Below are 25,293 nucleotides of genomic sequence, written 5' to 3'. Positions count from 1 at the left end.
GGCCTCGTCACCGGCGTCTCATTTTTCATACGAATTGTCGTCCAGTTTTCCAATTCTTCAGAAACGCGCGCCGACTTGGGCGAAAATTAGTCATGGAATCAATTGCTTGCAGGAATGTATTGGTGCGCCCGGTGCTGGCACGTCGATTGCTGTCATCTTGTGTTTGACCTCGTACTAACAACAGGAGATGGATGATGCGGAACGATAAAATGGTGGTATTGGCGGCTGCGCTGCTGGGTGTGATGGGCAGCGCGGTGAGCGCCGAGGCGGGGGGGCAGATCAAGCTGAGCAAGCCGGGCGCGATCACGATCGGTTACCGGGAGGCGTCGCAGCCGTTTTCGTTCGCCGACGCCCAAAAGAAGCCGGCCGGTTACACCATCGATTTGTGCGGCGCCGTGGTCGACGCCATCAAGAAGGAACTGGGCCAGCCGGACCTGAAAGTGAACTATGTCCAGGTGTCGTCCAGCGACCGGATTGCGAAGGTGAAGGATGGCTCCGTCGACCTGGAGTGCGGCGCGACTTCGATCACGCCCCAGCGCGCGACGGAAGTGGCGTTCTCCACGCCCATCTTCTTCGCCGACACCAAGGTCCTGGTGCGTGCCGATTCCGGCATCCAGTCCATCGCCGACCTGAAAGACAAGCGCGTGATCGTCAACCAGGGTGCGTCCGGCGCGCCGCTGCTGGCCAAGGCCGATCTGGAAAAGGGTCTGCACATCCAGTTCGTCAAATCGCACGACAACGTGGAATCGTTCGGCGCGCTGCAGCAAAAGAAGGTCGACGCGTTCGTGCATGATGATGTGCAGCTGGCGCAACTGGCGTCCGTGCACGATGCGAAAGGCTTTGTGCTGCTGAAGGAATCGCTGTCGAGCGACCCGATCGCCATCATGCTGCGCAAGGATAACAAGCCGCTGCAGCAGGTGGTTGACGCCACGTTGGCGAAGCTGAGCGCGTCCGGTGAATTCACCAAGATTTACAGCAAATGGTTCCTCACGCCGACGTTCAAGTTCCCCATGAGCGACAGCTTGAAGCGCGAGCTGAAAAACGCCGGCAAGTAATACCGTCCGGCGCTGGCGCCCGTTTGATCCGGCGCTGGCGCCCGGCTTGATCCGGTGCCGGTATGGGAAGGCGCGAATAAATTATACTGTCCGCCTTCCGTGCCTCAATTCGCCGCCATGACTCTTACCCGCTGTCGCTGGGCCAATCCGGCCAATCCCCGCTATCTCGATTACCACGACCACGAGTGGGGCGTGCCTTGCCACGACGAGCTGCGCCTGTTCGAGATGTTGAACCTGGAAGGGGCGCAGGCGGGATTGAGCTGGGAAACCATCCTCAATAAGCGCGACAGCTACCGGGCCGCGTTCGATGGCTGGGATGCCGCGAAGATCGCCGCTTATGATGATGCCAAGGTGGCCGCTTTGCTGGCCGACCCCGGCATCGTACGCAACCGCCTGAAAGTGGCGGCCGCCATCAGTAACGCGCGCGCCTATTTGCGCCTGCGCGAAGCGGGCGGCTCGCTCGACCAGCTGCTGTGGGACTACGTGGATGGCCAGCCCATCGTCAACGCCGAACAGCCACGGCCCAGCAAGACGGCCCTGTCCGACCGCATTTCCAAAGACCTGGCCAAGCGCGGCTTCAAGTTCGTCGGCTCGACCATCGTGTACGCCTACATGCAGGGCATCGGCATGGTGGACGACCACGATCCTTCCTGTTTCCGTCACAGGGAGCAGCGGGCATGAGCGCGCGTCATGTCGTCCTGGCGACGGATTTCGGTGACGGCGCCCACTTCATGGCCACTTGGGCCGCCAATGCCGGCGTGCTGCATTACATCGCCATCGCACCGCAACCGCCGGCCGCAGCCGACATCACCGATCCGCAATTGCGGGCGCTGTGGTCGCTGCCCATGCCGGGCACGCATCGCATCGTGCTCGATGACGGCCGCGTCACGCTCGACCTGATGGTGGGCACACTGGACGCCATGCTGCCGCAGGTGGCGGCGCGGGTGCAGGCGTTTTATCTGCCGGCCGCCGCCGGCGGGCAGCCAGCGGCGCGCACGCTGGCCCGCGCGCTGGCCGGCCTGGCCGCGCCGGGCGCCACGCTGCAGGCGCAGGCACCCGATGAGGCATTGGTGTGGGCGCTGACGGCCGCCGGCTTCGTTTGCGAGGTCGCGGCGCAGTCGCCAGCGGACAGCGTCCCCGATATTCGCGCCGTGTACGCCAGCCGCAGTCCGCAGCCGCCGGCCCCGCCGGAGCCGGTGCGGCGCGCCGTCGTCATCGGCGCCGGGGTGGCTGGTTCCGCCCTCTGCGAGCGCTTGTGCGCGCGCGGCTGGGAGGTGGCGCTGATCGAACGCCATGACGGCCCGGCGCAGGAAGCGTCGGGCAACCATGCCGGCATCTTCATGCCGCTGCTGTCCAAGGACGACAATATTCCCACCCGCCTGACCCGCACCGCCTACCTGTTCGCACTGCGCGAATGGCAGCGCATGGGCGGCGTGGGCCAGGCCTTCAAGGGCGCCAGCTGCGGTGTGCTGCAACTGGCGCGCGATGCGGATCACGCGCGCGTGCAGCGCGAGGTGGTGGAAGCGGGCGACTATCCATCGCAATACGTGCGCTGGCTGGACGCGCCGGCCGCCAGCGACTTGCTCGGTTCGGCCACGCCGCACGGCGGCTGGCTGTTCGAGCAGGCTGGCTGGGCGCGTCCGTCGTCGCTGTGCGAGACCATGCTGGCAGCGTGCGGCGAGCGTTTGCGGCGCGTGTTCCACGCCGAGGCGCTGACGCTGGCGCGGGTGGACGGCGAGTGGCAGGTGCGGGCCGCCGACGGCGCGTTGCTGGCCCAGGCGCCCACGCTGATCCTGGCCAACGGCACGGGCGCCACGCGACTGGCGCAGGCGGCCGAGCTGCCGTTGTCGGCCTTGCGTGGCCAGGTCACGCATTTGACGCCGGACCGGGTGCCGGCGCTGTCGCTGGTGGTGTGCCGCGAAGGGTATGTGACGCCGCCGTCGGACGGCGTGGTGTGCGCCGGCGCCACCTATGGCACGGATGAGGACCCCGCGCTGCGCCCATCCTGCCACGAGGAGAACCTGGCGCGCCTGGCCGATATGCTGGCTGGCGTGTCGGCGGCCGGCGCGCCGCTGGCGGGCCGGGTCGGCTTCCGCTGCGCGGCGCCGGACCGGTTGCCGCTGGCCGGCCCGTTGCCCGACTATCCGTCGGCCGGCCGGCTGGAGCAATTGAGCGATGTGCCGCGCCTGCCTGGCCTGTATGGCTTGCTGGGCTATGCGTCGCGCGGCCTGATCTGGGCGCCGCTGATGGCGGAGTTCCTGGTGTCGCAGCTGGAACACACGCCCTTGCCCATGGAGGCATCGCTGGCGGCGGCGCTCGATCCGGGCCGCTTCCTGCTCAAGGAGCGGCGCCGCAGCCAGTAGCGCCCCGTGGCGGGGACGAGCGTTGCGTTCGCGCCAACATCCTTTTGCTCCAACGCAATTCCACGCGCTTGCACTTGTCAGCAGGATATAATTCAACTCCAACAATACGGGCACCAAGGGGCGCCGCGTGGCCCCTTTTGGAGAGTTGAATGATGGATGACCAAGCGGGTGCGCCCGAGCTGTTTTTGTTCCTGGCGTCGACCGTGCACGACATGAAGAACTCGATCGGTGTGCTCAGTGGCACGCTGGAGCAGTTGCTGTCGGCCGCGCCGCCGCCCACTGCCGCGCCGGCGGACGGCGAACCGGCCGAACCGACGCCCTACAACCAGATGGCGCACATGTTGTACCAGACGCGCCGCCTGAACGATAACCTGATCCAGTTGCTGGCCCTGTACAAGGAAGTGGGCAAGCCCGGCTACCCGTTCGATCCGGCGCCGCAGCAGATTGGCGAGCTGGTCGAACAGGTGGCGTCGCAAGCGCGCATCCTGCTCAAGTCGCGCGGCATCACGCTGGAACTCGACTATGCGCCGGAGCTGATCTGGAGCTTCGATGAAGACCTGGTGATCGGCGTGCTGGTACACGCCATCAACAACGCCATCCGCTACACCCGCGACCGCGTGCGCCTGGCCATCCGCGTCGATGGCGAGGAACTGGAATTGCGGGTCGAGGACAATGGCGACGGCTTCCCGCCCGCCATGCTGGCGGCCGGTGCGGCGCCCATGGAGCAGAGCCGCGTCAACTTCCTCACCAACAGCAGCGGCCTGGGGCTGTACTTCTCGCGCGAAGTGGCGCGCATGCACAAGCACCGTCAGCGCTGCGGCAGTATCGCGCTGTCCAATGGCGGCGCGCTGGGCGGCGGCTGCTTCGTCCTGCGTCTGCCATAGGATGCACACTATGACCAGCACCGCTCTCCATCCCGCCGCCAGCGACGTCGTCGACTGGGCCGAAAAACGCTACCTGCTGGTGGACGATTTTGTCGGCATCCGCCAGTTGCTGCGTGAATCGCTGCGCAACCTGGGCGCCAAGCATATCGACCAGGCGGCCAGCGGCGGCGAGGCCATGGTGTTGCTGGCCAAGACCCGTTACGACGTGGTGCTGTGCGATTACAACCTGGGCGACGGCAAGAACGGCCAGCAAGTGCTGGAGGAAGCCCGCATCAAGCATCTGATGCTGCCCAGCAGCGTGTGGCTGATGGTGTCGGCCGAAAAGAGCGTGGAATCCGTGATGGGCGCGGCCGAGCACCAGCCGGACGCCTACATCATCAAGCCCATCACGGAAGGCGTGCTGCTGACCCGCTTGAACCGCGTGTGGCACAAGAAGCAGATCTTCCGCGACATCGACCAGGCCTTTGGCGACAAGGACTTCCTGCGCGCGGCCCGCTTGTGCGACGAGCAGATCGCCCACAACAAGCTGCATGAGATCGACCTGTTGCGCATGAAGGCCAATCTGCTGCTCAAGGCGGGCGAGCCGGAGCAGGCGCGCGTCGTGTATGAGAAGGTGCTGGAGGGGCGCGAATACAACTGGGCCCGCACCGGCCTGGGCAAAATCCGCATGAACAATGGCGAGCTGGAAGCGGCGCGCCAGATGTTCCAGGGCGTGATCGGGGAAAACCGTTTTTATATCGACGCGTTCGACCAGTTGGCCCAGGCCTACCAGCGTATGGGCAAGACGGAGGAGGCTTGCGACGTGCTGGAAAAAGCGGCCAAATTGTCGCCCAATTCCGTGCCGCGCCAGCGCAGCCTGGGCGTGGCCGCGCTCAAGCTGGGCAATATTCCGCTGGCCGAGCGGGCCTTCCGCAAATGTATCGAGATCGGTGAATATTCCATCCTCAAGACGGTGGATGCCTATTTCGGCCTGGCCCGCGTGTATGGATTGAAGAACGATACCAAGGAGGCGCTGCGGCTGCTCAACTCCGCGCTGCAGCAGTTCTCGGGCGACCATGTGAACCTGCGGGCCAAGATCACGGAAGGCCTGGTCTACCACGAGAGCGGCGACTACCGGCGCGCCCGCAAGTCCGGCGACGAACTGGAACAGATGCTGGTGGAGGAAAAGCTGCGCCCCGACGTGTCCACGTGCATGGAGATGGCGACCTTGCTGTTCGCGGTGGGCGTCAAGGAAGCGCCGGTGGACTTGCTGTGCTACGTGGCCCGCAACAACGACGATAATGAACCGCTGCTGGACGATATCCAGAAAGTGTTCGACAAGGCCCGCATGAGCGAGGAGGGCGAGGCGCTCATCAAGTCGTCGCGCAAGGAAGCGGCGGATAGGATGAACAAGGGCGTGCTGCTGTGGAAGACGGGCAAGCTGGACGAGGCCGTCGAGTGGATGCGCGAGGCGCGCCTGGCGCTGCCCAACAACATGCGTATCCTGTTCAATTCGGCCCAGATCATCATCTCCCATCTGCAGCAGAAGGGCTACAACCGCGAACTGTCGGAGGAGGCCATCGGGGTGCTGATGCATGTCGATAAAATCGCGCCCGGCCAGCAGCGCTTCGCCCAGTTGATGGAGCAACTGGCCCTGCTGGCGCCAGCCCCCGTGGTGGCGTTGGACGCCGTGGCCGAGGCGCTGGAGCAGACCGCGTCCGAGTGACGGATGGACGCAACGGTGGCGACGGGCGTACGCTTGTTTCCCGCCGATCAAATGATTACACTGAAAATCCGGCGCGGCCCGCAGCGTATGCGGCCGGTCCGCGCCCTATGATAAGCAACAGCCAAGAGAAGGGCACACCCATGCGCGATATCGCCAAAGAAGTCTACGAAAAAATGAAAATCGGCGGCACCGCCTGGATCCGGCCGGTGACCGCCAAGGGCGACACGCTGGACAGTTTCCAGGGGGCGCTCGACAGCGCGAAACGGCTGGCCGAAGAAGGTTTGATCAATGTCGAGAAAGTGCAGCGCCAGGCGGACGGCCTGATCGAGGCCATCCGCATCCTGCGCCTGTCCTGAGGCCGGCGGCGCGGGCCGCCGTGGACAACGCCGTGGACAACTAACTTATTCCTGCGAGCCCGGCTTGGCTGCTGGCTTGGCTTTGACGGCGCGCGGTTTGGCGGGCGTTTTGGCGCCCGCCTTGGCCGGTGCCGGCTTGGCCGATTGCGCCGCTGGGGCCGTCGTTGGCTTGGCGGCGGCGCTGGCCGCCGTGGCGGCGTTGGCGGCCGATTTCGCCACCGAGGTGGCCGCTGCAGTGGCTGCGGCCGCCATCTTGCCGGCCGCGCTGGTCATCGCCTCCGGCCCCAGCGTGCTGGAGACGGCCTGCTTGAACTGATCCTGCAGCAAATTCCACCAGATGGCCGGATTGGCCATCTGCGCGGCCGCGTCGGCGCCCGGGCTGGCGGCCGGCTTGGCGGCGCTGCTACTGGCTGCCGCTGGGTTGGCTGATCCTGCGCTGGCGAACGGCGAGGCAGGGGCGGCCGCGGCTGGCGCGGGCGCGGGCGCAGATGGGGGGGGCGTCACCGGGGCCTTGGCGGCGGCAGCCTGGGCTTGCTGGAAGAAGACGGACGCGTAGGGCACCGCGTCGAGCATGGACTTGGTGTCGCCGCCGCCCTTGTTGACGGCCGCCGCCATGCTGGCGCCCACCGACTTGAGCGTGGCGATGGTGCCGCGCTGGACTTCCAGCGCCTGGATACTGCCGCGCAGCATGCTCATGTTCAGGTTCAGCCATGTTTCCACGGCCTTCAAGTCGTTGATCTTCTTGTCCAGTTCATCCACGGACAGGGTGGGCGCCGTCAGCCCTGGCACGCTCATGCTGCCCCACAGGTTCTTGACGAAATCGAGGGTGTCCGTCATCACTGCAGCACCTGGGATGTTGGGCATTTGAGGGGTTGACATGGCTGGTTTCTCCTATGAGTGAACGTTTAGCGTAGCAGATATCGGTAAGGCGTTCAAAAGGTTTTGACAACATTCGCGCGCGCCATTGACACGCCGTCTTGACGTGTCAGCGCAAGATGCGGCTCGCCGCTGTCAGCGGAGAAGTCCGTTGACACGTTACACTAGCGCCATGACGATCGCCACCTTCCTCCGCCCACGCCGCCGCTGGCTGCTGCTGGGCGCCGCCACCGTGGCCTTGCATTACCTGACCATCGATTGGGTGGGGACCCAACTGGGGCAGCGCGCGGCGCGCCGCCGGCCGCCGCCGTCGCTCGTCACGGCCCAGCTGCATCTGGCCTTGCCTCAGCGTCATGAGGCGGCGCCGCTGCCGGAGTTACAGCCTTTGAGCCCGTCCGCACCCAAGCCTGTGCCGAAGCTGCCGCGCCGGCCCGCCCCACCACCGCCCGCACCTGAACCTGCCGCCGAGCCGGCTCCCGCACCGGCGCCGCCAGTGGCCGACAGCGGCGCGAACGACAGTAACGCCTTGTCCGCGCCCGCCGGCCAGCCCCAGGCCGGCGCCGACAGCGCCCCAACGGCGGCGCAGCCGCAAGCGGGCGCCGGGCAGCCCACGCCCGGCGCGGCCCCGGCTCCCACGGCCCAGACCAGCGACGCGCCACCCCCGCCGCCCGTGCAGGCGCCGGGCCAGGGCATGCGGCGCTACAAGGTCAACCTGCCGCCATCGGCCGATCTGCTGCTCGACGTGCACCGGGTGGACGCCAACGGCACCAAATGGACGGGCGAGGCGGCCATGAAGTGGCATACTGACGGCGGCAGCTACACCTTGTCGGTGGAGGCCGGCATCAGCATGCTGGTCACCCGCCTCAACCTGCTGGTGCTGACCAGCGCCGGCACCATCGACGATTACGGCATCGCGCCCGTCACGGCCACGGAAAAGCGCAGCGGCCGTGCGCAGACGGCCACCCACTTCAACCGCGACGAGGGCAGCATCACGTTTTCCGCGTCCGAACGCAGTTATCCGCTGCTGGTGGGGGCGCAGGACAAGGCCACGGTGCCGTTCCAGCTGGGCGCGATCGGACGGGCCGACCCCAACCAGTTCGGCACGGACGTGGACATCCTGGTGGGCGAGGACAAGGAAGCGAACATCTTCCGCTTCCAGCTGGTGGGCGAGGAGGAGCTGGAAACGGGGCTGGGCAAGCTCCAGACCTGGCACCTGACCCGTCCGCCCAAGCCGGGCACCTATACATCGCGGCTGGACGTGTGGCTGGCGCCGTCGCATTACTGGTATCCGGTCCAGATACGCAATACAGAAGCGAGCGGCGCGCTCACCACACAGACCGTCGCCAGGATCACCATGACAAATTCGGGAAAATGACCATGACTACTTTGCATACTTCGGCGGCACTGCTGTTGGCGGCCGCCGTGCTGGCGGCGCCGGCGCAGGCCGCCCAGCACCGCCAGTCCACGGGCGCGAGCGCGGGCACGAGCACGGGCAACGGCGCCGGCACGGCCGCCGCCGGCGAACACCCCAGCGTGCGCCGCGCCTACAGCCTGCCGCCATCGGCCCAGCTGCACTACACCATCCAGGCCCGCCAGCGCAGCCTGCCCATCTCGGGCGACGCCGTGGTGGCGTGGCAAACGGGCGAGGGTAAATACAGCATCAACACGGAAAGCCACGCTGTCATTTTTGGCAAGATCCTGGAAAACCGCAGCGAGGGCGTGGTGGATGGCTACGGCCTGGCGCCCCTCACGTTCTACCAGAAGCGCTTCCGCAAGGACCCCAGCACCACGTCCTTCAAGCGCGACAGCAAGACCATCGTGTTCACGGACGGCGACGACAGCTACCCGCTCAAGGGCGGAGAGCAGGACCGCACCAGCGCTCCCTGGCAGTTGCTGGCCCAGGCCCGGGCCAACCCGGAGCGCTTCAAGCCGGGCACGGAATGGGCCTATTTCGTGGCCGGTTCGCGCGATGCCGAGCCGTGGGTGTTCAAGGTGGTCAACCAGGAGACGGTGCACACGGGCCAGGGTGATGTGAACGCGCTGCACCTGGTCAAGGCGCCGCCGCCGGACGCGCAAGGCCAGCAGGTGGACCTGTGGCTGGCGCCATCGCTGGAGTGGTATCCGGTGCGTATCCGCTTCGCTGACGCGGACGGCGACTTCGTCGACCAGACGCTCGACAAGATCAGCAGGAAATAGCCGCCGTGCCTGATATACTGACGCCCCCGCGATGAAGATGACGGGCCCGCGAGGGCGGCTTCTGTTGTCATCTTAATCATCATCGAGAATGGCACAGAATGATAGAAATAATGGCAAATGCAGCAATGGCAGATACCGCCGCGGCCGCGCAAGCACCGATCACCGAGCAAGAGCACCAGGATACGCTGCAAGCCCATTTCCAGCCCAATGTATCGGCTGACGAGATCGAGCAGGTCTACCACTTAAAGCGCGCGCAACCGCTGCTGCAAGTATTTACGGCCCTGTTCCACGGCGGCTTCGACGGCGTGCTGGTGCGGCTGCTGGTGCTGCGCGAACTGGCGTCCGACACGGCCACGTCGGCGTTTTCGCGCGCCGATATCAATACCCGCCTCGCCTACCTGCTGCCGGAAAGCCTGGAAACGGTGCTGATGCGCCTGCGCTCGAACCAGCTCCTGGCCTGGGACGCCCAGCAAGCCGTGTACCGCGTCACGCCCATGGCCCGCAACGTGCTGTCGGCCATCGACGGCCTGCTGGCGCTGGGCCAGAACGAGGACGAGGCGGAAATGGGCTTCCTGCTGTCGCAGGTGGCCGGGGCCCAGGCCGTGGGGGGCGTCACCGTCGAACAGCTGCAGCATTTGCTGGGCCGGCTGGTCGAACTGACCGAAGAATTCGCCGACGCCATCGCCTCCGGTTCCGAATTCCGCCTGCGCGCCTCGCAGGCCAAGTGGCACATGGCTTGCGACTGGGTGGAGAAGGGTTCCGAGATCCTGCGCGCCATCACGACCGACGAGAACGCGGACAGCGCCACCCATAAAGCGGCGCAGGCCATCGGCCGCGCCCAGAGCGCGCTGCTCAATATGCAGGGCATGTTCTCGCGCGCCCTGAACCAGATCGAACGCCAGCGCGTGCACCTGGGCCAATCCGGCCTGTCGACCACCGACATCAAGCGCTGGCTGCTGCAACATGAAGACCTGGCCTCGCTGGCCGACGGCGCCATCGACCAGCCGGTCGTGCCGCTGTTTATCACGCCGGCCGAAATGATCGACGTGGCCGAGACGGAGCTGCTGTCGGACCGCGTGTCCGGCGTGGCGCCGGGCGGCCTGCCGGCCGGCCAGGATGCACCCACCACCATCAACGACACACCCGCCATGCAAAAAGAACTGGATGACTGGCTGGCGCGCCTGTCCGACTTCGCCGCGCTGGGCAATTTCCCCAGCATCGCCGAGGAAGCTCCAAAATCGATTCCGATCCAGGATTCGCTGCTGCCGGCCACCTTCGCCGTGGCCTCCTACCGCGCCTCGCTGCTGCCGCTGCTGGGCGACGCCTCCGAGGCCAGCCTGCAAGGCGCCACGGCCGAACTGGCCCGCCTGCCCGTGACCTTCACCCCGTCCGACGAGATGATCGAACTGCCCGACCTGCATGTGGCGGCCATGTCGCTGGCCACGCTTTCCCTCTCCCTCGATCCGCAAGGCGACAAGACCGATGAATGACGATGCACAAATCCTGATCGCGCGCCTGCTGACGCACCAGACCCTGCGCCGCGACGACAAGCTGATCAAGCGCGTGCTGTCGGACGAATTGTTCCGCGCCGAGATCGACGCGCGCCTGCTGGCCACCGGCCTCAAGCTGCTCGATAACGTCTATGCCGACCACGTCACGCTGGCCCTCACGCGCGCCATCGAACCGAAGATTTTCGGCGCGCGCGACGTCTGGCAGAACAATAATTTCGGCCTGTCGCGCGACGGCGTGGCCTTGCTGGTGGTGTTGTGGGCGCAGATCATCCTGCCCAAGCGCGAACGCCAGGAAACCCACCAGCACGCCGAGGACGACCAGAACGACATGTTCGGCGTGGAGAAGCCTTTGCCGCGCGCCGAGGACACGTCGATCGGCATCGCCTACAAGGCGCTGCTGGCCGATTTTGGCGACAAGCTGGGCAAGAAGACCCGGCTGGACATGAACCTGGGCATCCTGGCCAAGCTGGGCTTCATCGAACGGCGCGGCGACGTGATCGTGGAAGGTCCGCTGCTGGACCTGATGATGGACACCGACCTGCTCAAGGAACGCATCATCAATGGCGCGCTGGCCGACGTGTTCAAGCGCGCCCCGGCCCAGATCATCCCCGTGCCGCGCGCCACGCCGCCGCTGGCCGCCGACGAGCCGCCCGCCGCGCCGGCCGACGAGGAGGAGCCAGCGTTCGAGGTGCCCGCCTTCGAGCTGCCGGCAGCCATCCACCGCGAGGCGCTGCCCGCCGGCGACGCCATCCAGACGCATGGCACCGACGATGGCGCCGACGACGATAACGCAAGCGAAAACGACAGCGCTTCCGACGCCGTGCCGTCCGACGATACTCCAGCCAGGGATTAATCCATGTTTCATATCAAATCACTCGAACTGGTGCACTGGGACTACTGGCAGCGCATCAAGAACATTCCGCTCGACGCCAAGATCATCACCATCGCCGGCCAGAACGGCTCCGGCAAGACCACGCTGCTGGACGCGCTGCGCACCCTGTTCGGCCTCGATTGCTCGATGGGCCGCACCTACAAGCACTACGCGCGCCACTCCGGCCAGCAGACGGCCTGGCTGCGCGCCGTGGTCGACAACAAGAACGTGGGCAAGCAGCTGTCGAACCGTCCGTTCCGCAGCTCCGGCTTCTTCAGCGACGACGAGGTGACGCTGTTCTGCCAGATACAGAAGAACGGTGGCGACTGGAAGCGCCAGTACCTGATGCGCCCCGGGAATGTGCAGATCGAGGACATCACGGAAGCGAACGACTGGCTGGGCGTGGAAAACTACCGCAAGCGCCTGGCCAACGCCGGCCTGTCGCCGGCCATGGCCAAGGTGCTGGCGCTGGAGCAGGGCGAGACGGACAAGCTGTGTGAATACGCGCCGCGCCAGTTGCTGGACCTGGTGTTCCAGGTGTTCGGCGACAAGGAAGTGCTGGACGCCTACGACGAGGCCAAGCGCCACCAGCGCGACACGGAACAGGAACTGAAGCGCTTCGAGTCGGAACTGGAAGCATCGAAGACCAACCTGGAAGGCTTGCGCCTGCGCGTGGCCAACTACCACCAGTGGGAAGACCTGAACAAGGAACGCCGCAACCTGCAGGAAGAAGTGCTGCCGACGCTGGAATACCATGAAGCGCGCGAAAAGCACGGCAACGTGAGCCGCCAGTTGCGCGACGCCCGCAAGCCGCTGGCGCAGGCTGACCAGCAGTTGACGGACAAGCGCAACGCGCTGGCCGCGCAAGCGAAGGCGCTGACGGAAGCGCAGCAGCATGAGACGGTGCTGGAGCAGGAATCGACGGCGCTGCAAAGCCGTTTGAGCCAGATCAACGGCAAACTCAAGCCGCTCGACAGCCTGCTGGAACAGAAAGCCCGCTTGCAAAAGCTGGCCGCCGATTCCGGCAACGACATCGCGGAAGTGGCGCAGCAGCTGGAGGAAAAGGAAGCGGAACTGGCGCGCCAGAAGCAGGCGCGCGAAGCCCTGTCGGCGCGCATCGCCGGCGAACTGGCCACCATCGCCGCTTTGCAGGGCAAGACGGCCATGCCGGAACCGGAAGCGGTGCGCGGCATGCGCCGTGCGCTGCGCGACGCCGGCATCGGCCACGCCATGCTGTCGGATATCGTGGAAGTGACGGACGCGCGCTGGCAAGGCGCCGTCGAGGGTGTGCTGGGTGGCTATGCCTCCGTGGTGCTGCTCGATAAAGCCAAGGATGCGCCAGCCGCCTACCGCCTGGCCGAGAAGGAACGCTATCGCCACTTCATCGTGCCGGACCTGGTCACGGCGCCCGGCGTCAAGGACGACAGCCTGCTGTCGGTGGTGAAGTTCTCGGCGCCGGTGCCGGCCTGGCTGGTGGACCAGCTGTCGCGCATCGCCCGGGTGGACACGGTGGACGAAGGCTTCAAGCTCGGCAAGGAAGAGGAATGGATCACGCCCGAGGCCTATCACCGCGAACGCCGCGGCGGCCGCTCGCTGTTCGTGGAAGCGTCGCGCTACCGCTTTGGTTCGGCCGGCCGCACCCAGCGGATGGAAGCGATCCAGCGCTCGCTGCCGGGGCTGGAGGCGCAGGAAGATGCGCTGACGCTGGCCATCAGCAAGCTGGCCTCGGAAACGAGCGCGCTCAAGGCCCGCATCGCCGGTGTGGACGCGGCCAAGGAACTGGCTGCGCGCCAGGCTGAATTCGACGAGGCGGCGCGCAACGCCGTGCCGCTGCGCGAGGAACGGATGGAAGTGGGCACCCGCCTGGGCGAGCTGCAGGCGCTGATCAAGGACGCCACCGTGCAGCGCACCCGTACCGACACCGTGTGGCAGAACGCGCGCTTCGCCCTGTCCGAGGCGGAAGCGGGCCTGCGCCTGACCAACAAGCGCCAGATCGAACAGCGCGGCGATCATGCGCGCGCGCTGCTGGCGCTGCGCCGCGCGTGGCGCCACCTGCCCAAGAGCTGGCGCCGTCCGGCGCGCCGCGCGCGTCTCGTGGCCGAGCACCAGAACTCGCACCAGGTGGCGCTGCGTATCCACAGCCTGGAAGCGAGCCTGGCCCGCAGCGACTGGGAACTGGACGCCACCGTGATCGACCAGTACCTGCGCCTGAACGAGCAGCTGCATGGCCGCCAGACGGAAACGGAGGAGCGCCGCTACCAGAACAACCGCGCCATCGAGGCCACCGGCAACGCGCGCGGCGCCTACATCGAGCGGCTGCGCTACACCATCAAGACCTACAGCAAGAACATCAAGGAGCTGGGCGAACTGGCCGGCATCGAAGTGCATGCCGATCCGGTGCGGCTGGAGAACGACGACACCCAGCTGGCCCAGGCCGGCCTGCACGTGCGCTTCAAGTTCGACGGCAAGGGGCCGATCGGCATGAACGACGGCGAAGCGTCCGGCGGCCAGCAGGTGATGAAGTCGCTGGTGCTGTTGATTGGTTTGTTGAAGTCGGAAGACGGTTCCGGCGGCTTCGTGTTCATCGACGAACCGTTCGCCCACCTGGACATCCGCAATATCCAGCTGGTGGGTGAGTTCCTCAAGAACACCGAGGCGCAATACCTGATGACGACGCCGCTGACGCACAACACGGACGTCTACGACCCGTCGGAACTGACGCTCATCACGAGCAAGAAGAAGAAAGACACGTTGTGGGCCCAGCCCATCTTCGTGCTGCAGCGCCGTACCGGCGAGGCCGTCAAGGCAGCCTGATCCATCCAAAATCGGGTCCAAAAAATCGGGGACGGACCCCAATTTCCGCATAGCGAAAATTGGGGTCCGTCCCCGATTTTTTAGCTCACCAGGTCGTCGTCGCTGCGTTCGCCGAGTAACTGGTCCAGCTGGTCGCCCAGCCGTTGCGCCAGCTCGCCGCCCTTGGCTTTCAATACCGCTTCCAGATAGGGGCGCCGCAATTCGCGGAAGTCTTCCACGCACGCGGCTTTCTCCACCTTCAGCTGCAAGGTGAAGCCGCGCAAGCCGATCGTGCTCTTGATGGTCTTGTTGTAGAAATCGTACAGCGCTTGAAATTGTTCGGCCTTGCTCGGTCTGTCCGGCGCCACCACCAAGGGGACGGTGGGAATGGTGAGAGGTGCAGGCATTGCCGCCACCGGCGCGGGCGCGGCGACCGGCGTTGGCGCCGCCAGCGCTTCCGCCGTCGCCTCCAGCGGTGTGTCGATCGTGTTGTAGCTGGTGGACAGCACGATGAACTGCTGCGCCAGTAGTTCCTGCATGGCGTCGGCCGTCAGGCCCAGGCCGGCCACGTTGCGTAACAGCTCGTCGTCCGGCCGGTGGCCATCGACCATCACCAGCAGCGTGCGCAAACGCGGCGCCAGCTGGTAGCACCGGGTGGCGATCTCTTCGCGCCCCTTGGCGGTTTTGTCGTAGATGGACGTCTTCATCAACTGGTGCAATTTCGTGACGTTTCTTTATGGAATTTAAAGTTGCCTCATGGTTATATGAAGCATACCACTAAATGTCCGCTTTCCAGTCGCTATGATAGTCCCGCCAGGGCGAAACGGGCGCAGGTTTCGCCCTTACTGCAAGCGGTCCAGCGGGCCGCGCGGCACCGGCTGCTGGCCGCGCTGCCAGCGCGCCAGTAACAAATGGTAGCTGCCGAAGAAGCCGGCCAGCACGCAGAACGGCAACACCGTCAGCGGGTTGCGGTGGAATTCCTCGGGCGACAACGGGGTGCCGTTGTGCATCTGCAGATACAGTTCGAAACCGCGATACAGCAGCCGGGCGATGAACAGCATCGACACCAGCACGCCCAGGCGCAGGTTGGGGGTGTAGAAATAGCCTTCGGGCGTGTTCTCCAGGCGGCTCAGCCGCATGTTGCGGAAGCCCAGCGCGATCCCCCCGGCCAGGCCCAGCGCCAGCGCGCCCAGCGCCAGCGGGCTGTCGAGCACCTTGGCGGCCAGCCCGCCCACCAGCGCCGCCAGCAGCAGCACCACGGCGTAGTGGCGCCACAGGATGGACTGGCTGCGGCCCATGGCCGCCTTGAGGCGGGAATAAATGCGCCATACCAGCAGGGGCACCAGCAACAGCAGGATGATCGTCGTAATTTCCATTTCAGCGTTCCAGAGACATCAGAGACGGCGGCACCGCGCCGCGCACCGCGATTGTAAGCCAGAACGGTGACGCATTGACTTTCCCCGTGCGTATCAGCAATATGGGGCGACCGCCGCACAGACACGGACCGCCGCCGACATGAGTACATTGATTCCGCCGCTGCCGCCCGGCATGGGCCTGATGGCCGCCTCGCCCAACAGCGGGCCGCAGGATGGCCGCTACCAGCAGCCAGCGCCTGCGCTGCGGGCCATCGTCGACGCGCCGCGCGCGCCGGCCCTGAGCCTGAGCCCGCGCCGCGACCTGGCCGCCATGGTGCAGACGCCCGCGCTGCCCGGCATCGAGGAAGTGTCGCAGCCGGAGCTGAAGCTGGCCGGCCTGCGCATCAACCCCCGCACCTGCGCCGCCAGCCGCTTCGCCTACGGCGCCGACCTGACCCTGCTCGATATCGCCAGCGGCAAGGAAAGCCGTATCCGCGGCTTGCCGCGCGCGCTGCGCGTGTCCGACCTGAGCTGGGCGCCCGACCAGCGCCACCTGGCGTTCAGCCACGTGGCCTACAAGGGCGACCGCGGGGAAGTCCAACTGTGGCTGGTCGACATCGCCGCCCGCCGCGCGCGCCGGCTGGTGAGCCAGCCCCTGTCGGCGGTGCTGAGCCGGGGCTTCTCGTGGCTGCCCGACGGCAGCGGCCTGCTGCTGCAACTGCGCCCGGCCGGGATGAGCAAGCCGCCCGTCGCGCATCCCGTCCCGGCCGGCCCCATGCAGCTCGACAGCGATGCGGAAGGCGCCGTGCGCCAGCTGCGCACCTACCAGGACCTGCTGCGCAGCGAGGACGATGCGCGCCTGTTCGAGTATTACATCACCGTGCAGCTGGCCCACACGGACCTGCAGGGCAGTGTGCGCTTGCTGGGCGAACCGGACCTGTTTTCGCGCGTGTCGGTGGCGCCGGGCGGCCAGTACCTGCTCACCCAGAGCATCATGCGGCCGTATTCCTACCTGGTGCCCGTGTCCAGCTTCGGCGAGCGGATCGAAGTGCGCGACATGCACGCCAAACTGCTGCACACGGTGGCCATGCTGCCGCTGGAGGAGGGGCTGCCGCCGGGGAACGATGCCGTGTCGGCCGGCGTGCGCCACGTGTCCTGGCGCGCCGACGCGCCGGCCTCGCTGCTGTGGGCCGAGGCCCAGGATGGCGGCGACCCGGCCCGTCACGTGGAGCACCGCGACGTGCTGTACCTGCACGCGGCGCCGTTCCATGGCGCGCCGCAGGTGCTGGCGCGGCTGGCCATGCGCTACGGCGGCATCGCCTGGGGGCGGGGCGACGTGGCCCTGCTCAACGAGCGCTGGCACAAGACGCGGGCCGTGCGCCAGTGGATGATCGCGCCCGACCATCCGGCGCTGGCGCCGGAACTGATCTACGAAGGTTCCTACGAGGACCGCTACAGCAGCCCCGGCGCGCCCGTGATGCGGGCCGACGCCAGCGGCTTCCCACGCCTCGTGATCGGGCCGGAGACCACCATCCTGCTCGATGGCGCCGGCGCCACGCCGGAGGGCGACCGTCCCTTCATCGACCGCCTGAGCCTGACCACGCGCAAGAAGGAACGGCTGTTCCAGAGCGCCGCCCCGTATTACGAGAACGTGGCGGCCGTGTTGAACGAGGAGGGCACGCTGCTGCTGACCACGCGCGAATCGCCCACCGAGCGGCCTAATTACTACGTGCGCGACCTGCGCCTGCCGCCGGAAGCGCAGTTGCGCGCGCTGACCAGCTTCCCCCATCCCACGCCCGAACTGAAGGACGTGCAGAAGGAGCAGATCCGCTACCGCCGCAACGACGGCGTGGAACTGACGGCCACGTTGATGCTGCCGCCCGGCTACCTCGCCTCCCGCGACGGCCCGTTGCCGATGCTGATGTGGGCCTATCCGCACGAATTCAAGTCGGCCAGCGCGGCCAGCCAGACCACGGGCTCGCCGTACCACTTCAATGCCGTCAGCTACTGGGGGCCGGCCGCTTACCTGGCCGTCGGTTACGCGGTGCTGGACAACCCCTCGTTCCCCATCATCGGCAGCGGCGATGCGGAACCGAACGACAGCTATCTGGCCCAGCTGGTGGCCGACGCCGAGGCGGCCGTGGAGGAGGTGGTGCGGCGCGGCGTGGCCGACCGGCGCCGCATCGCCGTCGGCGGCCATTCCTACGGCGCCTTCATGACGGGCAACCTGCTGGCCCACACGCGCCTGTTCCGGGCCGGCATCGCGCGCAGCGGCGCCTACAACCGCACGCTCACCCCGTTCGGCTTCCAGTCCGAGGAGCGGCCGTTCTGGCAGGCGGCCGAGGTGTACCAGGCCATGTCGCCGTTCAACCACGCCGACAAGATCAAGGACGCCATGTTGTTTATTCACGGTGAGCAGGACAGCAATCCCGGTACCTTCCCCATGCAGAGCGAGCGCATGTTCCAGGCCATCAAAGGACTGGGCGGCACGGCGCGGCTGGTGATGCTGCCCAACGAGGCGCACGCCTACCGGGCGCGCGAATCGATCCTGCACATGTTGTACGAGACGCACCGTTGGCTGGACAAATACGTCAAGCACGCGGAGTGAGACGCGGGCGCGCCCGCGCGCCTCGCCCCGTCCGGCATCGGTAGCCAGATCAAATTGTGTTCAGATCGGGCAGGGCGGGGGCTGCGGCGGCGTAGAATGGAGGCTCATCGCCAGCCACCCTGGAGGGAAATCATGCATAGTGCCGCCATCCACGCCCACCGCGCGCCAGACCCGGCCCCGGTCGACGATCCGGTGCCGGAGCCACCACCGCACCAACCGCATCCCGTGCCCCAGGATGACCCGGTGCCCGATCACAATCCGGCTGGACAGCCAGGATAGGATCGCGCCGGGAGGGCGGGCGACGACAGCTTTGCCGCTTAGTCGAACGCCCAGGTGTAGAGCACGTCCAGCGCGTTGTTGGTGCCGGTCTGGAATTGCAGCGTGATGCGCGGGTTGAGTTTGTAGCGCAGCTTGACCAGGCTGGTGGCGGAACTGGCGCCCTGTTCAAAACTCAGGTAGGCGCGCGAGGACAAACGCTTGCCCACCGTGACCACCGTCGTCTCCAATCCCTTGGCCTGGCTCACGCCCAATTCGTCCACCCCCAGCGTGTTGGCCAGCCGGCCCTGGCCGCCGCCGAACAGCGCGCCGGCCGCCGTGCTGAGCAGGGCCATGTCGTTGCCGGCCGTGCTGTCGATGCCGTGGCCCAGTACCAGCCAGGCCAGCTTGTCGCTGTCGGAGACGGCCGGCGTGGACACCAGCTTGGCCACCGGCGCCAGCGCCGTGCCGCGCACTTCCACGCCCGCTTCCACGTTGTTCTCGTTGAGCGCTTCGCCTTCGGGGCGCTTGCGCACGGCCAGGATGTTCAAACCCGGATTGTCGTACGCGCCCGTGAAATTGATCACGCCTTTCTCGATCGCCAGCTTTTGTCCGTAGGCGGCATAAGTGCCGCTGGCCACGCGGATGCTGCCCGTCACGCGCGGCGGCCGGCGGTCCGCCACCCGGATGCGCACGGCGCCGGCCAGTTGCGCGTCCAGTCCCTTGCCTTTGAGCGTGAAGGCGTCGCCCAGGTCGGCCTCGATGTCCACGTTGAGCGGCAGGGATTTGCTGTCCTTAACGGGCGCCGCGCCGCGTCCGAGGATCACCACGTCGCTGCTCATGGTGGGTGTGTCCTGGCTGGCCAGTTCGATGTTGGCGCGGTCGGCCCGGAACCGTCCATCGAGCTGGAAGCGCTTGCTGTCGCGCACCAGCGTGCTTTGGCCGCTGATGACCAGCGTGCGGTCGGGCCGGGCCAGCACTTCCAGCTGGTCGGCCGTCAGCTTGAGCTGCATACTCGCTTCCGCGTTGGCGAAGCGGATCGCGCCTTCCGCCTGCGCGTGGCCTTCGGCACCGTCGAACGTCAGTTTTTGCAGCACCAGCTGGTCGCCCGCCAGGCGCGCCTGTAATTGGCCGTTGCGCAGGCGGATGCCTTGCTCGGCCCAGTTCAGCACCAGCTTGTCGCCCGTGATGTCGCCGTTCAGTTGCGGCGCGCCCCAGGTGCCGGCGCCGGACATGGCCAGCTTGAGCGTGCCGTCCAGCTCCAGTCCCGGTTGGCCCGCCAGCGGCGCCAGCCAGGCCAGCGATCCCATGTTGGCGCTGCCGTTCATGGTCAGCGCGCTGGCGTCGGCCAGCTTGCCGTCGATTAGCTGGGCGTTGGCGTCGAGCCGGGCCTGGCCGGCGCGGCTGCCGTCCAGCGCCAGTTGCAAACGCAGCGCGCCGGCGGCCGCGTCCACCCGCGCGTCCAGTTGCTTGAGGCCCAGCGGCAGCGGCACTTCCGCGCCCATCACGGTCAGGTCGCCCTGCTCGCGGTACAGGTGCAGCATGCCGTCCACGGCCGGCGCGCCGCGGGTTGGCCCGGCTTGGGCGGCCTGCACGGCCAGCGACCAGGCCGCGCCCACTGTCATGTCGCTCTTGATGTTGTCGCGCCAGGCGTCGGATAACTGGGCCAGGTAGTTGACGGGCACCCCGGCCGCCTGGCCCTTGCTGCGCCACTGCGGGCCATTCTTTTCCACGTTCTCGATGCGGATCGAACCGGACGGCAGCACCAGGGCCGTGGCGCCCAGCGCGATCTGTTCCGGGTGCAGCAGGCCGGCCACGCCGCCACCGGCCGGGGCGGCCAGCCGCAGCGGCGCCGGTGCTTGCAGGGTGAGGGCATAGCGGCCACGGTTTTGCAGGGTGTCGATGGCGCCGCTCCAGGCGTCGCCGTTCCAGCCGCCCTTGAGGCGCATGGCCGCGTCGAAGTCGCGGTTGCCGCCGCTCAGTTGCAGCACATGTGCCGTGCGCGTGCCGCTGGCCTGCAGGTGGGCGCGGTCCAGCGTGAGGGCGGGCGAGTCGTAGCCGGTGATGGCGAGGTCGGCCACCACGGGATCGTCGCTGGTATTGGCATTCGCCCCGGCCGCGGGGTTCGCGCCCAGGCTGGCGCTGCCGCGCAGCGATTTGACCTGCTGCTGGCCAGGTGCGCGCAGATTGGCGCCGTCCACCGTCAGCGTCAGCGCGGGCCGCTCAGCGCTACCCGACAGCGTGCCCGCCGCGTGCAGCGTGCCGCCAAATTGCGGACCGGCGCTGGCCAGTTGGGGCGCCTCCAGTTTCCAGTCCAGCCGGTCGCGCGGACTGCCGAACGCGCCCAATGCCTGCATGCTGTTCGGCCCCAGTTGCAGCTTGACGTCGGCGTTGCCGATGTGGCGAGGATCGGCGGCCAGCTTCGCGTAGCCCGACAACGGGCTGCCCGACAGCGTTGACGGTTGCAGTTTCAGGTCGAGCGCGGCGCGCCAGTCGCCGCCCAGCGCGGCGTTGCCACTGAATTCGGCGTTGACGGCGCCGCCGGGATAGGCGCCGAACGCGGCTGGGTTGACACGCTGCGCGCTGCCGGACGCCTTCAGTTCAACTTGATGCGATGGGCCGGCCAGCCACACCTCGCCGCTGGCGTGCAGCACACTGTCGGGCACGGGATGGCGTGCCGCCACCACGCCCAGGCCCCGCAAGTTCGCGTCGAAGCTGGTGCGCGGCGCGGCCAGCGTGCCGCGCACCGTGCCGCTGGCGGCCAGGGCGCCCAGCAGTTTGCCGCCGGCCGAGTTCAGGTCGCGCGCATCGATCTTCCAGTCCAGTTGCTGGTCCGGCGTGCCCAGGCCGCCATGCAGTTCGGCCGTGTTCTGGCCCAATGCGAGACGGGCTGCCACAGCGCTGATGCGCTGGGCGTCGGCCGTCAGCTTGCCGGCGCCGGACAGGGGCTGACCCAGCAGTTTTCCCGGCTTGAGTGTGAAGTCGGCCGCCACCTGCCACGCGGGCGACAAATGGCCGCTGGCGTTGACGTCGGCGTTGATGTCGGCCACCGGGTAGTTGCCGAAGGCGGCCGGATCGAAGTGCTCGGCGGTGATGGCGGCCTTGAACGCTTGCGCGTCGCGCAGGCTGGCCTGGCCGCTGGCGCTCACGCTGCCTTTGCGCAGTTGCAGGCGGGCTTGCCGCAGTTGCAGCAGTTCGTCGGCCAGCGTCGCCTGCAGGTCCAGCCGCAGGCCGTCCTGCCCCAGCGCGGCGTGCAGCGTCTGCTGCTTGCTGTCGCTGTCCACAATCACGTCGCCGCCGATATTGGTCGCATGCAGGCTGCCCACCACATGCTGCAGATTCAGGCGTTCCGCGCGCAACGCGAGTTTGGCCCGGTCCACGCCGGCCTGTGGTCCGCCGCGCGTGATGCGGGCCTCCCCCGTGAAGCGGCCCGCCGCGCCCAGGTCGATGGCGATGGCATCGATGGTGGCCGCCGTCAGCGTGCCGCCCAGCTTCGCCGTGGCGCCTTGCAGCGGCAGGCGTTGCTGGTCCAGCGGGCCGGGCTGGCCTTCGTTGCGCAGCGCCAGTTGCCCCGACAGCGCCTGCTTGCCGTCGATGCGGGCCGCCAGTTGCACGGCCAGCCGTGCGTGCGGCCACGCGGCGCGGTAGCCGGAAGGGTCGATGCCGCTGGCCTTCAGTTCCAGTGCATGCAGGATCACGGGGTCGAACGGCGCCAGCGCCAGCGTGGCCGTACCACTGGCCGTGCCGGCTGTGCCGTCCGCGTCCAGCCGCAGCAGCGACAGGTCGCCTTGCGCCCGCATCCGCAGTTGGGCCGGGTGGGGCGGCGCGTTCGTCGTCTGCGGCGTGGCCGCCGTCTGCGTCAGGCTGGCCTTGCCCGCGACGGTGAATGGACGCACCGCGCCCAGCGTGAGCTGCGCTTGCAGGCGGCCGATATCCGTCATGGCTTCGCCGTTTTCCAGCCGCCAGCCGTTGCCGTCGCCCGTGAGCCGCAGGCGGATCTGGCTGACCTGGGTGCGGCTGCCGTGATCGAGCACGGTCAACTGGCCCAGGCGGGCGTCCGCGATGTGCAGCCGGAACGGCGCGGCCAGCGAGGCGGGCATCACGGCCGGGGTGGCGGGGCCGGTGCTGTTGACGGTCAGCGCGTTCGCTTGCAGTTCGCTGATGGCCACGCCCTCTGAAAAGAACTGCAGCGGCGACCAGGTGATATCGATGCCGTCCACCGTGATGACGGTGCCTTCGCTGCGGTGCACCAGCCGCGCGATGTGCATGCGGTGGTACAGCGAGCCGCTCACGCCCTGCACTTCGATCTGGCCGCCGCTGGCGGCGGCGATGCGCCGCATCAGCTGCTGCAAGGTGCTTTCGCGGCCCAGCAGCCAGAGGGTGCCGCCCAGCGCCACGCCCGCCACGCCCACGCCGATCAGGGTGCGGCGCAGCCAGCGGCGCTGGCGTCGTGGCGGCGGGGAGGGTGGCGTACCGCCGGTGGTGGCGGTGGCGGGCAGGTGGTCGGCGTCGGACATCAGAACGTGAATCCCAGTGAGAAGTGCAAACGGTATTTGCGTACGGCGTGGCCGTAGGCGAGATCGACGTTGATGGGGCCCACGGGGCTCTTCCACCGTCCGCCCACGCCGTAGCCGGACTTGGGATGCAAGTCCTTGATGGTGTCGGCTGCGCTGCCGGCATCGTAGAACACGGCCGCGCCCCAGGTGGGCTTGAACCAGTACTGGAATTCGGCGCTGCCGGTGCTCATGTAACGTCCGCCCGTGATGGCCGTGCCTTCCTGGATACCCAGCTGCTGGTAGGCGTAGCCGCGCACGGACTGGTCGCCGCCGGCGCGGAACAGATACACGGCCGGCACGCCTTGCTTCTCGCGCGAAGCGAGGGCGCCCCCTTCGGCGCGCAGGATCATGTTGCTGTGGGCGCCCAGCGGGTGGTACAGCACGGCGCGCGCGTAGCCGCGCACGAACGCCTGGTCGGTCAGGATGGGCAGCAGTGCGCCGCCCAGCTGGGCGTTGATCACATAGCCCTTGGTGGGGAACAGCAGGCTGTCCAGGTGGCGCCAGGTGGCGCCGTAGGTGAGCGGCAAGCTCTTGCTGCTGCCCGTCTCCACGTTGGCGATGGTCTTGGTCTCGCTGAGGAACTCCAGCGTCAGGCTGCGTTCCAGCAGCGGCGTGCCCCACGCGCGCTTGCCCGAGATGGCCGCCACGCTGGTGATCTCGCCCGAAATGTCGCTCCGCTCGAACGAGGCGCCGATGCTGTCACGGTAGCCTTGCGCCGTGACGGGGTAGTAGAAGTCGCTGTGCGCGCTCTGCTTCTTCGTTTCCAGCGTCAGCGCGCTTTTCATGCGCAGGCCGAACAGGGACAGGTCGTCGTAGGTGAGCGAGGCGCGATTCCCCGTGTTGGTACTGTAACCAAGACCGGCGCTGGCGTTCTTGCGTTTGTTCTCCGTCACCCGCACCAGCAGCGGTAGCGGTGGCATGGGGGCCGGCGCTTGACCCTGGGCCTGCGCCTGGGGCTGGGCCTGGGCTTGGGTGGCCTCGCCCGCCGCCAGCTGTTCGCCGATCACGGCGCTCATGTCGGCGCTCACTTCCACGGTGGCGAAGTAGCCGGTGTCCTGCAAGCGTCCCTGGAACGCTTGCAGCGCCGCTTCGCTGTAGTCGTCGCCGGGCTGGATCTGGTTCAGGTTGGCCACGATGGAGGGCGGATAGCGCTTCAGGCCTTCGATGCGCAATGCGCCGAAATGCAGTTCCGGGCCACTGTCGAGCACCACACGCAGCAGCGCCAGGTGGGTGTCGGGATCGACGGCGGCCTGGCTGTCGATCAGCTGGGCGCGCGGGTAGCGGGTCTGCACCACCTGGCGCAACAGGGCGCGCTTGGCCTGTTCCCAGTCGGCCTGGCGGAACACGGCGCCGCGCGGCAAGCCCCAGCTGGCCAGCAGCGCGTCGCGGTCGTAGCGGCGGTCGGCGGGCTGGCCCGGCGGCGGTTCGAAGCCTTGCAGTTCCAGTTCCACCTCGCCCACCCGCACCGGTTCACCCGGCTGCACGCGGATCAGCACCAGCGGTTCATCGCCTTCCGCGTCCAGCCGCACGCTCACTTCGGGCGAGTAATAGCCGTCGGTGGCCACCAGCGTGCGGATCTGGGCCGGCGCCACGCGCACCATGCGCTGCAACTGCTCGCGGTCGATGCGGGCGTTGCCGCGAAAACGTTCCAGGTCCAGGTTCTGTTCCAGCAGCGTGTCGAGCGGGCGCGGCGCGTCGATGCGCACCCGGTAGCGCAGCCCGTCGGCCAAGGCCGGGGCGCAGGTGAGCACGGCGACCGCCAGCAGCGCGGCGGCGCGTGCCAGCGGGGGCCATGCGGGAGGCGATACCACGGACGATACCGTGAGCGATATCGTGTGCAATACCGGGGGCGATACCGGGGGCGATACTTTTGCGGCCAGTTGTGCCAAAATTCGTGATCCTGCCTCGG

Annotated in this window: 17 protein-coding genes and 1 pseudogene; 13 read left to right on the top strand and 5 right to left on the bottom strand. The window is 67.4% G+C overall.

From position 1 onward, the window contains the following. Window positions 1-194: 194 nt before the first annotated feature. The 6 genes from H3H39_RS00170 (at window position 195) to H3H39_RS00145 (ending at window position 6,363) form a co-directional block, all read left to right on the top strand. Complete coding sequence (locus H3H39_RS00170; RefSeq protein ID WP_182151260.1) at window positions 195-1,055, top strand: amino acid ABC transporter substrate-binding protein; 861 nt, start codon at window positions 195-197, stop codon at window positions 1,053-1,055. Between the two features lie 117 nt (window positions 1,056-1,172). Next, a complete protein-coding gene (locus H3H39_RS00165; protein WP_182151259.1) occupies window positions 1,173-1,736 on the top strand; it encodes a DNA-3-methyladenine glycosylase I in 564 nt (187 codons plus the stop codon). Then, entirely contained in the window at window positions 1,733-3,418 is a 1,686-nt protein-coding gene (mnmC1, locus tag H3H39_RS00160; RefSeq protein ID WP_182151258.1) for an FAD-dependent 5-carboxymethylaminomethyl-2-thiouridine(34) oxidoreductase MnmC1, read from the top strand. The genes H3H39_RS00165 and mnmC1 overlap by 4 nt, the downstream gene beginning before the upstream one ends. A 152-nt stretch (window positions 3,419-3,570) precedes the next feature. After that, entirely contained in the window at window positions 3,571-4,302 is a 732-nt protein-coding gene (locus H3H39_RS00155; protein WP_182151919.1) for a sensor histidine kinase, read from the top strand. A gap of 10 nt (window positions 4,303-4,312) precedes the next feature. Further along, the gene (locus H3H39_RS00150; protein WP_182151257.1) at window positions 4,313-6,007 is read left to right on the top strand and encodes a tetratricopeptide repeat-containing response regulator; all 1,695 of its coding nucleotides are present in this window, start codon (window positions 4,313-4,315) and stop codon (window positions 6,005-6,007) included. A 140-nt stretch (window positions 6,008-6,147) separates the two neighbouring features. After that, window positions 6,148-6,363, top strand: a complete 216-nt coding sequence (locus H3H39_RS00145; protein WP_182151256.1) for a hypothetical protein — start codon at window positions 6,148-6,150, stop codon at window positions 6,361-6,363. Between the two features lie 45 nt (window positions 6,364-6,408). On the opposite strand, the gene H3H39_RS00140 is transcribed toward H3H39_RS00145, so the two are convergent. Beyond that, complete coding sequence (locus H3H39_RS00140; protein ID WP_182151255.1) at window positions 6,409-7,242, bottom strand: PhaM family polyhydroxyalkanoate granule multifunctional regulatory protein; 834 nt, start codon at window positions 7,240-7,242, stop codon at window positions 6,409-6,411. 148 nt (window positions 7,243-7,390) lie between these two features. Here H3H39_RS00140 and H3H39_RS00135 point away from each other — a divergent pair, with 148 nt between their 5' ends. The 5 genes and pseudogenes from H3H39_RS00135 (at window position 7,391) to H3H39_RS00115 (ending at window position 14,631) form a co-directional block, all read left to right on the top strand. Further along, entirely contained in the window at window positions 7,391-8,614 is a 1,224-nt protein-coding gene (locus H3H39_RS00135; protein ID WP_229217809.1) for a DUF3108 domain-containing protein, read from the top strand. 2 nt (window positions 8,615-8,616) lie between these two features. After that, the gene (locus H3H39_RS00130; RefSeq protein ID WP_182151254.1) at window positions 8,617-9,435 is read left to right on the top strand and encodes a DUF3108 domain-containing protein; all 819 of its coding nucleotides are present in this window, start codon (window positions 8,617-8,619) and stop codon (window positions 9,433-9,435) included. Between the two features lie 125 nt (window positions 9,436-9,560). Continuing rightward, window positions 9,561-10,925 carry a hypothetical protein gene (locus tag H3H39_RS00125; RefSeq protein WP_182151253.1) on the top strand — a complete coding sequence of 455 codons (1,365 nt, stop codon included), beginning with the start codon at window positions 9,561-9,563 and terminating at the stop codon, window positions 10,923-10,925. Further along, window positions 10,918-11,643, top strand: a pseudogene (locus tag H3H39_RS00120) (hypothetical protein); the annotation flags it as partial. The gene H3H39_RS00125 and the pseudogene H3H39_RS00120, both read left to right, overlap by 8 nt. A gap of 159 nt (window positions 11,644-11,802) precedes the next feature. Then, entirely contained in the window at window positions 11,803-14,631 is a 2,829-nt protein-coding gene (locus H3H39_RS00115; RefSeq protein ID WP_182151252.1) for an ATP-binding protein, read from the top strand. Between the two features lie 80 nt (window positions 14,632-14,711). Here the strand turns inward: H3H39_RS00115 and H3H39_RS00110 are convergent, their stop codons facing one another. Next, the gene (locus H3H39_RS00110) at window positions 14,712-15,317 is read right to left on the bottom strand and encodes a hypothetical protein (RefSeq protein ID WP_182151251.1); all 606 of its coding nucleotides are present in this window, start codon (window positions 15,315-15,317) and stop codon (window positions 14,712-14,714) included. A gap of 135 nt (window positions 15,318-15,452) precedes the next feature. Continuing rightward, window positions 15,453-15,986: a CcdC protein domain-containing protein gene (locus H3H39_RS00105; protein WP_182151250.1), complete on the bottom strand. Its 534-nt coding sequence runs from the start codon at window positions 15,984-15,986 to the stop codon at window positions 15,453-15,455. Between the two features lie 139 nt (window positions 15,987-16,125). Between H3H39_RS00105 and H3H39_RS00100 the strand changes: the two genes are divergently transcribed. Next, window positions 16,126-18,573, top strand: a complete 2,448-nt coding sequence (locus H3H39_RS00100) for a S9 family peptidase (RefSeq protein WP_182151249.1) — start codon at window positions 16,126-16,128, stop codon at window positions 18,571-18,573. Window positions 18,574-18,705: 132 nt separating this feature from the next. Next, window positions 18,706-18,852 carry a hypothetical protein gene (locus H3H39_RS00095; protein ID WP_182151248.1) on the top strand — a complete coding sequence of 49 codons (147 nt, stop codon included), beginning with the start codon at window positions 18,706-18,708 and terminating at the stop codon, window positions 18,850-18,852. 38 nt (window positions 18,853-18,890) lie between these two features. Here the strand turns inward: H3H39_RS00095 and H3H39_RS00090 are convergent, their stop codons facing one another. Together H3H39_RS00090 and H3H39_RS00085 are read right to left on the bottom strand one after the other, a co-directional pair. Next, window positions 18,891-23,345 carry a translocation/assembly module TamB domain-containing protein gene (locus H3H39_RS00090; protein ID WP_182151247.1) on the bottom strand — a complete coding sequence of 1,485 codons (4,455 nt, stop codon included), beginning with the start codon at window positions 23,343-23,345 and terminating at the stop codon, window positions 18,891-18,893. Further along, window positions 23,345-25,195: an autotransporter assembly complex protein TamA gene (locus tag H3H39_RS00085; RefSeq protein ID WP_375540393.1), complete on the bottom strand. Its 1,851-nt coding sequence runs from the start codon at window positions 25,193-25,195 to the stop codon at window positions 23,345-23,347. The genes H3H39_RS00090 and H3H39_RS00085 overlap by 1 nt, the downstream gene beginning before the upstream one ends. Between the last annotated feature and the right edge of the window lie 98 nt (window positions 25,196-25,293).

The sequence above is a fragment of the Rugamonas apoptosis genome (genome assembly GCF_014042355.1).
GTDB lineage: Bacteria > Pseudomonadota > Gammaproteobacteria > Burkholderiales > Burkholderiaceae_D > Rugamonas > Rugamonas apoptosis.
This window is presented reverse-complemented; position numbering and strand designations above follow the sequence as displayed.